The following is a 10,966-nucleotide window of genomic DNA, read 5'->3' on the forward strand; positions in this document are numbered from 1 at the left end:
CTTTAGAGTTCTTACAAGAAGGATTAACCCTTCTGTACAGCTGCTACTTCGTCAGCGAAGCTCATTTCTTGAGCTTTCTCGATACCTTCACCAACTTCAAGACGGATGAAGTTAGTTACTGTAGCGCCTTTAGCTTTCAGCATTTGACCAACAGTTTGAGATGGGTCCATGATGAATGCTTGACCAGTTAGAGAAACTTCGCCAGTGAATTTCTTCATGCGGCCAACAACCATTTTCTCTGCAATCTCTTGTGGCTTGCCAGATTCAACAGCGATAGCTACTTGGATTGCTTTCTCTTTCTCAACTACTTCAGCTGGAACGTCTTCAGGGTTAACGAACTCAGGCTTAGATGCAGCGATGTGCATTGCAACGTGCTTGATCGTTTCTTCGTCAGCTTCACCAGCAACAACAACACCAATACGGTCGCCGTGACGGTAAGAACCAACTTTAGCGCCTTCGATGAACTCAACGCGACGGATAGAGATGTTCTCGCCGATTTTAGTTACTAGAGCGATACGTGCGTCTTCAAACTTAGCTTGAAGTGCAGCGATGTCTAGACGCTCAGCTAGTGCTGCATCTAGTACTTCGTTAGCGAATGCTAGGAAGTTAACATCTTTAGCTACGAAGTCAGTTTGACAGTTAACTTCAAGAAGAGCGGCAACGCCGTCTGCATCTTTAATTAAGATTGTACCTTCAGCAGCAACGTTACCTGCTTTTTTAGCAGCCTTTGCAGCACCGCTCTTACGCATATTTTCAATTGCTAGCTCGATGTCAGCATTTGCTTCAACAAGTGCTTTCTTACATTCCATCATGCCTGCGGCAGTACGTTCGCGCAGTTCTTTAACTAGGGCAGCTGTAACTGTTGCCATTGTCATATCCTCAGTTTTAAATACTTGATATAAAAATCAGGGGCCTAAGTAGGCCCCTGCTAACCATTCTTAGTTTACGCAAGGTAACTTAAGAAGCTCAAATAAAGGAGCTTGGCTATTACTCAGCTACGTAGCCTTCTTCAGCTTGCGCTACGATATCTTGGTTACGTGCTTCTGTAACAGTTGTCGCTACCGCACCAGTGTAAAGCTGGATAGAGCGGATTGCGTCATCGTTACCAGGGATAACGAAGTCTACGCCGTCTGGGTTAGAGTTAGTATCTACAACAGCAAATACTGGGATACCCAGGTTGTTAGCTTCTTTAATTGCGATGTGTTCGTGATCAGCATCGATTACAAACATAGCGTCTGGTAGGCCAGCCATGTTTTTGATACCGCCAAGAGATTTTTCAAGCTTTTCCATTTCACGAGTACGCATAAGCGCTTCTTTCTTGGTTAGCTTGTCGAAAGTACCGTCTGCTGACTGAACTTCTAGATCTTTTAGACGTTTGATTGACTGACGAACAGTTTTCCAGTTAGTCAACATACCGCCTAACCAGCGGTTGTTTACGTAGAACTGGTCACAGCTTACAGCTGCTTCTTTAATTGATTCGCTGGCTGCGCGCTTAGTACCAACAAAAAGAACTTTACCTTTACGAGCTGCAATCTTGTTGATTTCAGCTAGAGCGTCGTTAAACATTGGTACAGTTTTTTCTAGGTTGATGATGTGTACTTTGTTACGAGCACCGAAAATGAAAGGCTTCATTTTTGGGTTCCAGTAACGAGTTTGGTGACCGAAGTGAACACCAGCTTGAAGCATGTCGCGCATTGATACAGTTGCCATTGAATATTCCTCTATGGGGTTAGGCGTCCACATATCCCATCCTACCGACCCTCTTTCTGCATTTGCCTAAGCGAAATAACAGCGGGCACCCCGGAGCATGTGTCGATATGTGTGAGTGATTAATAAAGTTTAGTGCAAACGCAACTAACCCAGTGAAGTGCGAAGCTTCAACCTGAATTAGTACATTTACGGCGCGCTTTATACCATATAAAGCCACCAATAATCCAGCCAAATCTAGCTCTAGAGCGAAACTTGGTTTTCATATTGCCCCCTCGCTGATAACATGAGAGGTAAACCGTAATTCGTAGAGAAGATTGAATGACTATCAAGATCAAAACGCAGGAAGAAATCGAAAAAATGCGCGTAGCAGGTCAATTAGCTGCTGACGTATTAGAAATGATTGAACCTCACGTAAAACCGGGCGTGACGACAGAAGAGCTTGACCGCATCTGTCACGAGTACATCACCAAAGAGCAAGGTTGTATCCCAGCTCCGCTTAACTACCACGGCTTCCCGAAATCTATCTGTACGTCAATCAACCACATCGTGTGTCACGGTATTCCGGCTGAGAAAGATGGTAACGAAGGCCAAAAATTTGGTAAACCAGCGATCCTTAAAGATGGCGATATTGTGAACATTGATATCACGGTTATCAAAGACGGTTACCATGGTGACACCTCTAAGATGTTTGAAGTGGGTGAAGCATCACTTGAAAACAAACGTCTTTGCCGCGTGGCACAAGAAAGCCTGTACCTTGCAATTAAGAAAGTAAAACCTGGTGCGAAACTAGGCGAAATTGGTACAGCTATTCAAAAGTTCATCAAAAACGGTAACAGCCGTTTCTCTATCGTGAAAGATTTCTGTGGCCATGGCATTGGCAACGAATTCCACGAAGAGCCGCAAGTGGTTCACTACAAAAACAATGACCGCACAGTACTTAAAGCGGGCATGTGTTTCACGATTGAACCTATGATCAATGCGGGTAAATTTGGTTGTTTAGTCGATGACGAAGATGGCTGGACAGTTTACACCGTCGACGGTAAAAATTCGGCGCAATGGGAACACACATTGCTGGTAACGGAAACAGGTTGCGAAGTGTTAACCCTTCGCAAAGAGGAATCATTACCTCGCTTTGTAAACAACGCATAATAAAAAAAGCCGACGATAACGTCGGCTTTTTTATAAGCACATCCCGACCTTCATCATATGGCATGGACAGCAATGACTGATTCTTCAACTCACTATAATCATGACTGTAACCCACAGCATCTACGCGATGAGCTCGAGCAGTTTGCAGAGTTGCAAAAAGACCAATTTCTCGCACGAAGTCCAGTTACAGAACTGGTGCATGCTCGTTCTCATTTTATTGATAGCTTGCTCCATCGATTATGGCGCAACTTTCAATTCCATGAGTTACCCGGTCTCGCACTCATTGCAGTCGGTGGTTATGGTCGAGGTGAATTACACCCACTTTCAGATGTCGATATCCTCATACTGAGTCAGACTGCACTTGATGAAGCAATCGGCGAAAAAGTCAGCCAATACTTAACCCTTCTTTGGGATTTACGACTCGACGTCGGCCACAGCGTACGTACTGTCGAACAATGTATCGAGATTGGTTCTGATGACTTAACCGTGGCAACTAATTTGCAAGAAGCGCGTCAGATCTGCGGCTGTGAAGAAACATTCCTACAACTCGAAGAACGTATACACGCGACAGACTTCTGGCCCAGTGAGGTCTTCTTTCAAGCAAAACTTGATGAACAAAAAAAGCGTCATGCCCGTTATCACGATACCACTTACAACTTAGAACCGGATATTAAATCTAGCCCCGGTGGCCTGCGCGATATTCACACCTTAAGTTGGATCGCTCGTCGTCACTTTGGTGCCACCAGCCTATTGGAAATGAGTCGATTTGGCTTTCTCACCGACGCTGAATACCGAGAGCTCGCTGAATGCCAAACCGCTTTATGGCAAATTAGATTTGCACTGCACATCGAGCTACGTCGCTACGACAATCGACTCACCTTTGGCCACCAAGCTTCTGTTGCTGAAAACCTAGGTTTCATCGCTGAAGGGAACCGTGGCGTTGAAATGATGATGAAAGAGTTCTACCGTACCCTGAGACGGGTGTTAGAACTCAATAAAATGCTATTGCAGTTATTTGATCAGGCTATTTTGAATAATCGCGAAGAACGTGAAGTCATTGTATTAAGTGATGATTTTCACATTCGCGGGCATTTAATCGAAGCCACTAAACCGGCCCTATTTCAGGCGCGCCCTGAAACCATTTTAGACATGTGCCAACACGTTGCGGAAAACTCCAGCATAGAAGGTATCGCCGCACCCACTTTACGCCAACTGCGTACAGCTCGCCGTCGTCTTAACCTTTTCCTCGTTGATATTCCAGCAGCTCGTGAGAAGTTCATGGAGTTGATCCGTCAACCCAACGCCCTGCAAAAAGCCTTTAGGTTGATGCATCGCCACGGTATTTTGTCGTCATATTTACCGCAGTGGAGCCAAATTGTAGGTCAAATGCAGTTTGATCTCTTTCATGTCTATACCGTCGATGAACATAGTGTCCGCGTACTCAAAAATATTAATAAATTTAACGATCCAGAAAACCGTGAACGCCACCCAATTTGCTGCGAAGTGTACCCAAGGATCATCAAAAAAGAGTTACTGCTTATCGCGGCGATTTTCCATGATATCGCCAAAGGACGCGGTGGGGACCACTCAGAGTTGGGGGCTATCGAAGCTTATGATTTCTGTATCTTGCATGGTTTATCTCGCCCAGAAGCCAACATTGTCTCTTGGTTAGTCAAACACCACCTACTGATGTCAGTGACCGCGCAGCGCCGTGATATTTACGACCCAGAAGTCGTTACTACATTCGCCAAAATAGTCCGTGATGAAGAACGACTGGATTACCTTATTTGCCTCACCGTTGCCGACATTTGTGCCACGAACCAAGATCTGTGGAATAGCTGGAAGCGCACACTACTGGCAGAGCTGTATTACTCAACTCAAAAGGCACTGCGTCGCGGATTAGAAAATCCGCCCGATATACGAGAACGTATCCGCCACAATCAACATTTAGCGTCTGCGTTACTGCGCAGCCAAAACTTTGCACCACGTGAAATAGAAGTCTTATGGCAACGCTTTAAAGCGGATTACTTCTTACGACATACCCATAAACAATTGGCATGGCATGCCGAAGCTATGTTGCAGCATGACCATGAAAAACCATTGATTTTACTCAGTAAGAAATCCACGAGAGGCGGCACTGAGGTCTTTGTTTATTGTAAAGACAAGCCTAAGCTCTTTTCGATTGTGGTCTCAGAGCTCGACAAGAAGAATTTGAGCGTGCACGACGCCCAAATCATGACCAGTAAAGATGGCTATGCATTAGATACCTTTATGGTTCTCGATCCCACAGGGAAAACCCTGAATGAAAATCGCCATAATACAGTACGTCGCGCACTGGTGAATGCGTTAACACACATGAAGTCAGATCGTAAAAAGAAACGCGCGCCACGTAAATTACTGCACTTTAACGTCAAAACCAAAGTCGATTTCTTACCGACCAAAACAGGTAAGAAAACCATGATGGAATTAGTCGCGCTCGATATGCCAGGGCTATTAGCTAAAATTGGTGCCGTCTTTGCTAAACTGCGTATCAGCTTACAAGCCGCAAAAATCACCACCATAGGTGAACGCGCAGAAGACTTTTTCATCGTGGTTAATGAACATGGCAGCCAATTAACGGATGACGAGCAGCTGGTACTCAAAGCTGAGTTGATCGCTAAACTCGACCATCACGACTAATCCTCCCTATCAGCCCTTACTGATTTTAAAATGAGTAAGGGCGATCTTGTCCACATATCCCGCCCTCTTAGCAAGCGTCCAACTTACAATCTTGCTACATTATTCAAACAAGAATCGCCAATTTACTTAGATGATGAATAGATTGGTATTGCAACATTTCTCTCCCACCGTACCCCATACATGAGGCCTTTATGTACCCAAACCTCACCGGCATTGGCATCGAACTTCCAGAAACTATCGAACGCTATAGCCTTCGCCAAGAAGCCGCGAACGATATTCTTAAAATTTACTTTAAAAAACGAAAAGGCGAGCTGTTCGCAAAAAGTGTGAAATTCAAATTTCCACGCCAACGCAAATCTGTTGTAGTAAACAGTGGTAGCCGAGAATACAAAGAAGTTACAGAGATCAATCGAAACCTAACTCATATCATTGATGAGCTTGATAAAATCACGAAACGCAAACATGTAGAAGTGGATGTTAAGAAAAAAATATTAGGTGATCTTCGCCACTTAGAACAAGTGGTTAGCCATAAAATTGCAGAGATCGAAGCCGATCTCGAAAAGCTAAAATAGTCGCTAGCCGCCACCCTCTCCAACAAAAAAGCACATCGCCTTTATATTGGCCATGTGCTTTTATATGCCACGCTCACAACAGCATCTTAATGGTCATTGTGTTTATGTTCGTCATTGTTATCGTGATAAGAAACAATTTAGGCGACTTTCTTCAATAGCCCACCAAGCCAAGGGATCACCACTTCTAGTGCATCGAAGTTAACACAAGCATCAACGTCTAACCGCGGTGCGAGTGGTTTAGCCTGCAACTGCTGTAGCAACTCATCAAACTGACGGCCACCACCACAGTAGCGATCTTCGCCATAGCTAGAATCACCTAAGGCAACCACACCATAATGCATCGCAGGCATTAACGGGAATTGATCGCTTAACGCCATAAACAATGGCATCAAGTTATCGGGGATCTCACCCTGCCCTGTGGTTGATGAAATCACCAACACTATATCTTGCTGATAGGCGACTAAATCGCTCAATTCAGGGTCAAGATAGACTTGGGTTAAATGGCCGCTTTCATTTAATTTTGCTGCGACTTCTTCTGCGACATCTTCCGCGCCACCAAATACCGAGCCGACGAACACGCCAATTTTTGCCATCGCTTCCTCGCTTAGCCTCTCAGGCTGACAATTACATTCCTTTAGTATTAGAGTGGTCGGCATTAGTAAAAGTTGCAAACAATTTAAGCGGTTAATCGTTAGCTTTCAGCAACACACATTAAAGAAATAGGCCAGTCAAACGCCGTCATCACTCGTAGCCATGGCTCATCAACATTGGCGCGGATGTCTAACGCTTCGCCTGTAATCGGATGTGCAAACTGCAAGCGAGATGCGTGTAGCATCAGGCGGTGGCAATCATAATTTTCACGAAACATACGATTATGACGACCATCACCGTGGTTCACATCACCAATAATATGGTGACTTAAATGGTGCATATGGCGACGAAGCTGATGTTTACGGCCAGTTTCCGGCTTCATTTCAACCAAACAATAGCGGCTGGTATTATAGCGACCCACTGCAATGTTTGTTTCAACGGTTGCGAGTGGACAATATGCAGTTACCGCCTCTTGCGCTTCTTGTTCTTCTTTGGCGTGTTTATCGGCGATTTTATCCAACTCTTTTTTCAGTGGATAATCTAATACTGCCGCCTCTTTTACCCAACCGCGCACCACGGCATGGTACGTTTTATGAATATCTCGTCCTGCAAATAATGGCATCATTTGTGCCGCAATTTCACTCGATAGCCCGAAGATCAACACACCCGATGTTGGACGATCAAGACGGTGTAACGGGAATACATGCTGACCAATTTGATCACGCAATGTTTGCATTACAAACTGCGTTTCATGGCTATCGAGCCAAGATCGGTGCACTAACATACCTGCGGGCTTATTCACCGCCACTAAATATTCATCTTGGAATAAAATTTCGAGTTCCATTAGCTCACTTCGCTTTTAGTAAATGATCGAATTCATGGCACACAGCAAGCATAGCCTCGTAACCTTGTTCGTTTTTCATCGCCTCTTCCACATAGGGAGCAATCTCAAACTGACTAGGCAGCGGTAAATGCTGGCTCACCAACAGGGTCATTTTAGGGATGAAAATCCACTGTAACCACTGGGAGCACGACAAGGTATCTATCGCAAACGGCTCAATACTTGCCAATGCCTGCGCACTCGGTGAACACGCATCCCATTGTTGATGTTGTTGCATAGTTTGCTGCAACTTTCCCAGTAATTGTTGGCAATGAAGGTATTTATCCACGTCATTTATCCCAGTGCGATGAATTCAGGCGCGCAAGGATACCATCTCGCACGCAGAGTCCATATAATCAAAGAACCATTTAGGAGTAATCAAAGATGTCCATGGATAATTTTCATACCCTCACCCAACTGTTAGACAATGCCGGCTGCCAATACAAAATTTTTGATCTTGGCCGCCGCGTTTGCGAAATCAATGTTGAGCAATTTAAAGCCGTCGAAGAAAACCGCCAACCTTATCCATGGCCATTGCAACAGCATGCTCATTTATCCATTTCTTTTTGGCAAGCAGGTAATACACCTTGGATTTGGTTCTTACGCTTACCGCTTGATGAACGTGGTCTTCTAAAGCAAGCTGCTGTAGGCGACTTCATCAAGTATGTGATTGAAGCCATGGGCGCAACACTCAACAGTGAGCCAACGGAAGAAGAACAAGAAAAGCTAGCTGCAAACCCTTACACCTTCAAACCTAGCGACGACAAGATGGCAATCTTTCATGCTCAGCTTCGCCAACGCTTATCGCTTTCCTCTAGCCAGTACTATGAACACGCTCAACATTACCTCACTGGTGACTTAGGCTGGGAGCAATGGCAAGCCGTTGGTTTACAAGGTTTGGCTGATGTCTGTGCTCGCATGAAACAAGAAAACAATACCACTCTGCTCCGTAAAGGCATCAATAAGCTACCAATGACACCGTTATATGCATTACTCGGTTGCTTAGAGCATTGTGAATTACCGCAAAGCCTCGCAGAACGATTACAAGAGCGCCTCAACCTTGAATGCGAACAAGCTGAGCCCGACCTATTCCTGATTGCTGCATTATTGCGTGCAATGGCAGGAATTGACGCCCAACAACTCAACCTTGCCTTAAAAGCGGTACTGAGCCAACCAAAGCTGTGCCACCCAGAAGTGCTGGTCGCAATTGCAGGGCGCTGCTGGAATGGCTTAACGCATACTGATACTGCCGGTGAGTTTTTATTACGCTTGGCTCAAACTAATGACCAAGTGTTGTTTAATCAGCTATTTACCGACTTAGTCATGTTGCCTTTATTGCGTGGCATCATGTTGCAAGTACTTCATAGCCAAGCAAACCCTGAACTCGTAACTGCCATTACTCAGTTACAGCAGCATGCACGTAGTCAGTAGTAACTCGCTGCAAGCTATGGGTATTAGCCGTTAAATGTGGTTTACAAGGAAGATAATTTGACCAATTTATTTTGGATTGTCACAGTATCGTTTGGCTGTTTTCTGTTTTGGCAACAACGCCGCCAAACGGAATTGGCGCAGAAATTTATAGAGCAACGCTGTGAAAAGTTAGGCTTACAGCTACTCAGTACAGCCCGAGGATCGCATAAGCTGCGTGATGAGCAACAATGGCACTGGCATACCGTATATTGGTTTGAATTTTCGGCTGATGGGCAAGACTATTATCAAGGGTACATAGTAATGAAAGGGTTTAGACCTATGCGTTTTTATGTGCCACCTCACCGTTTACCGGATGAGTATTAGCCCTAATATCGACCAATCACTAAATAGCAGATACAAAAAAAGCAGCCAAGGCTGCTTTTTTTGTAATACCAATCTGGGTAAGTAAATGATCAGGTGATTGCGCAGGAAAAATCACTGAGAACAAGGCGTAGATTGCGGATAGCTAGTTGTTCTATCTACAAAATCTACAACGCAGTTATCATTGATTTTAACCAGCAAGAACGATCAGTTGCTTAGTTAGATTGGTATAATACCAATAGGTCATATCTGTCTGTCTTGGTATTGGGCTCGAATCGCTCCCGCTCCTTCCCCAAAAAGAGCGGGCGCGACTTGCGTCGCGCCCTGAGGTCTTACTTGCAGCAATCCCGCTACTATGGTGCTCCCTGCATCCATCCATTGAATCGCTGTAATCCGTCAGCGTAATCCTTAATTCTTCATCCTGAAGTTGTCCTTTGGCCTTACCTTGACCCGTCGTTTCATCCTGATCCGACTCTCGTCTCCGTCCTGGAGGTGTCCTTTACTTCGTCCTGAAGTGTTCCTTTATGCCTCTATCCTAGAGGTGTCCCTAACTTCATCCTGAAGTGGTCCATTTGTCATCCTGACCAGTAAGTAATCCTAACTTACTATTACCGAATCCTTCGGCTTTCCCTTCACAGTCCATGTACGATATATCATCCTAATACATCGGTCTCATCCTGAGACTGCCCAAATCCTTGGCTATTTCCTGTTCCGTTCCGTCAGTTCCTTCCGACACCAATAAGATTACGCTGATCCACTGCAGATTGAACCCATGTAAGAAAAAACTTATTCGTATCTTTATATTAAGAAAAAGACCATAAAAAAATAAAGCTATAAATAACAGTAACTTAATAAAGTCAGCATCTCTTTTATAGCAAGGAATCATTGCTTTATCCCACACCTTTGTAAGAGATCTCGCACAAAGTGATCAGATATTGGTAGGGGTAGCGATAGCCAAACCAATCAATACAATGAATGAATGAATGAAGTAAAACAGCAATAAAAGCAAAATAAGAGTAGGAAATAGCGGTAAAAAAGAGAAGACACAGATAAACGTGGAGGCGAACAAGATAGATCTAAATAGTAGAAAAAGAACGGGCGCAACATTTCTGTTGCGCCCTTAGGTCTTACATGCAGCAATCCCGCTACTATGGTGCTCCCTGCATCAATCCATGATTAGCTTATTTCCAAGCGTAATTCCTAATCTCTATCCTAGAGTTGTCCTTCGGTTGTTCCTTGACCCGTCGCCACATCCTATGTCGACTCTCGCTCCATCCTGGAGGTATCCCTTACTTCATCCTGAAGTGATCCTTTATGCCTCTATCCTAGAGGTGTTCCCTGACTTCGTCCTGAAGCGAATCCTTTATGCCTCTGTCCTAGAGGTGTTCCCTGACTTCATCCTGAAGTGAATCCTTTATGCCTCTGTCCTAGAGGTGTTCCCTGACTTCATCCTGAAGTGAATCCCTTATGCCTCTGTCCTAGAGGTGTTCCCTGACTTCGTCCTGAAGTGAATCCCTTATGCCTCTGTCCTAGAGGTGTTCCCTGACTTCATCCTGAAGTGAATCCTTTATGCCTCTGTCCTAGAGGTGTTCCC

Annotated in this window: 10 protein-coding genes; 5 read left to right on the forward strand and 5 right to left on the reverse strand. The window is 44.7% G+C overall.

The window, feature by feature from the left end; translation table 11 throughout:
- Window positions 1-23: 23 nt before the first annotated feature.
- Window positions 24-869: a translation elongation factor Ts gene (tsf, locus tag ASV53_RS01505; RefSeq protein WP_094955835.1), complete on the reverse strand. Its 846-nt coding sequence runs from the start codon at window positions 867-869 to the stop codon at window positions 24-26.
- Between the two features lie 118 nt (window positions 870-987).
- Window positions 988-1,710 carry a 30S ribosomal protein S2 gene (gene rpsB, locus ASV53_RS01510; RefSeq protein WP_062690233.1) on the reverse strand — a complete coding sequence of 241 codons (723 nt, stop codon included), beginning with the start codon at window positions 1,708-1,710 and terminating at the stop codon, window positions 988-990.
- Window positions 1,711-2,028: 318 nt separating this feature from the next.
- On the opposite strand from rpsB, the gene map reads away from it, so the two are divergent.
- The 3 genes from map (at window position 2,029) to ASV53_RS01525 (ending at window position 6,110) form a co-directional block, all read left to right on the forward strand.
- Window positions 2,029-2,859 carry a type I methionyl aminopeptidase gene (gene map, locus ASV53_RS01515; RefSeq protein ID WP_094955836.1) on the forward strand — a complete coding sequence of 277 codons (831 nt, stop codon included), beginning with the start codon at window positions 2,029-2,031 and terminating at the stop codon, window positions 2,857-2,859.
- Between the two features lie 72 nt (window positions 2,860-2,931).
- The gene (gene glnD, locus ASV53_RS01520) at window positions 2,932-5,538 is read left to right on the forward strand and encodes a bifunctional uridylyltransferase/uridylyl-removing protein GlnD (RefSeq protein WP_062690231.1); all 2,607 of its coding nucleotides are present in this window, start codon (window positions 2,932-2,934) and stop codon (window positions 5,536-5,538) included.
- Window positions 5,539-5,729: 191 nt separating this feature from the next.
- Window positions 5,730-6,110, forward strand: coding sequence for a DUF3461 family protein (locus ASV53_RS01525; protein ID WP_062690230.1), 381 nt, complete (start codon window positions 5,730-5,732; stop codon window positions 6,108-6,110).
- A gap of 137 nt (window positions 6,111-6,247) precedes the next feature.
- Here ASV53_RS01525 and ASV53_RS01530 read toward each other — a convergent pair whose 3' ends face one another.
- The 3 genes from ASV53_RS01530 to ASV53_RS01540 form a co-directional block, all read right to left on the reverse strand.
- Window positions 6,248-6,703, reverse strand: a complete 456-nt coding sequence (locus ASV53_RS01530; protein ID WP_062690229.1) for a flavodoxin — start codon at window positions 6,701-6,703, stop codon at window positions 6,248-6,250.
- 98 nt (window positions 6,704-6,801) lie between these two features.
- Window positions 6,802-7,545: a tRNA pseudouridine(65) synthase TruC gene (truC, locus tag ASV53_RS01535; protein WP_094955837.1), complete on the reverse strand. Its 744-nt coding sequence runs from the start codon at window positions 7,543-7,545 to the stop codon at window positions 6,802-6,804.
- Window positions 7,546-7,549: 4 nt separating this feature from the next.
- Window positions 7,550-7,870: a YqcC family protein gene (locus tag ASV53_RS01540; protein ID WP_094955838.1), complete on the reverse strand. Its 321-nt coding sequence runs from the start codon at window positions 7,868-7,870 to the stop codon at window positions 7,550-7,552.
- A gap of 95 nt (window positions 7,871-7,965) precedes the next feature.
- Here ASV53_RS01540 and ASV53_RS01545 point away from each other — a divergent pair, with 95 nt between their 5' ends.
- Together ASV53_RS01545 and ASV53_RS01550 are read left to right on the forward strand one after the other, a co-directional pair.
- The gene (locus ASV53_RS01545) at window positions 7,966-9,012 is read left to right on the forward strand and encodes a DUF3549 family protein (RefSeq protein ID WP_062690227.1); all 1,047 of its coding nucleotides are present in this window, start codon (window positions 7,966-7,968) and stop codon (window positions 9,010-9,012) included.
- A 57-nt stretch (window positions 9,013-9,069) separates the two neighbouring features.
- Window positions 9,070-9,375 carry a DUF3301 domain-containing protein gene (locus ASV53_RS01550; RefSeq protein WP_062690226.1) on the forward strand — a complete coding sequence of 102 codons (306 nt, stop codon included), beginning with the start codon at window positions 9,070-9,072 and terminating at the stop codon, window positions 9,373-9,375.
- Window positions 9,376-10,966: the final 1,591 nt, after the last annotated feature.

It is taken from the genome of Photobacterium sanguinicancri, from assembly GCF_002265265.1.
GTDB classification, from domain to species: Bacteria; Pseudomonadota; Gammaproteobacteria; order Enterobacterales; family Vibrionaceae; genus Photobacterium; species Photobacterium sanguinicancri.

Excerpts from the sequence above, each read along its gene's own strand:
- tsf (WP_094955835.1), bottom strand. The coding sequence starts at position 869 with ATGGCAACAGTTACAGCTGCCCTAGTTAAAGAACTGCGCGAACGTACT.
- rpsB (WP_062690233.1), bottom strand. The coding sequence starts at position 1,710 with ATGGCAACTGTATCAATGCGCGACATGCTTCAAGCTGGTGTTCACTTC.
- map (WP_094955836.1), top strand. The coding sequence starts at position 2,029 with ATGACTATCAAGATCAAAACGCAGGAAGAAATCGAAAAAATGCGCGTA.
- glnD (WP_062690231.1), top strand. The coding sequence starts at position 2,932 with ATGACTGATTCTTCAACTCACTATAATCATGACTGTAACCCACAGCAT.
- ASV53_RS01525 (WP_062690230.1), top strand. The coding sequence starts at position 5,730 with ATGTACCCAAACCTCACCGGCATTGGCATCGAACTTCCAGAAACTATC.
- ASV53_RS01530 (WP_062690229.1), bottom strand. The coding sequence starts at position 6,703 with ATGGCAAAAATTGGCGTGTTCGTCGGCTCGGTATTTGGTGGCGCGGAA.
- truC (WP_094955837.1), bottom strand. The coding sequence starts at position 7,545 with ATGGAACTCGAAATTTTATTCCAAGATGAATATTTAGTGGCGGTGAAT.
- ASV53_RS01545 (WP_062690227.1), top strand. The coding sequence starts at position 7,966 with ATGTCCATGGATAATTTTCATACCCTCACCCAACTGTTAGACAATGCC.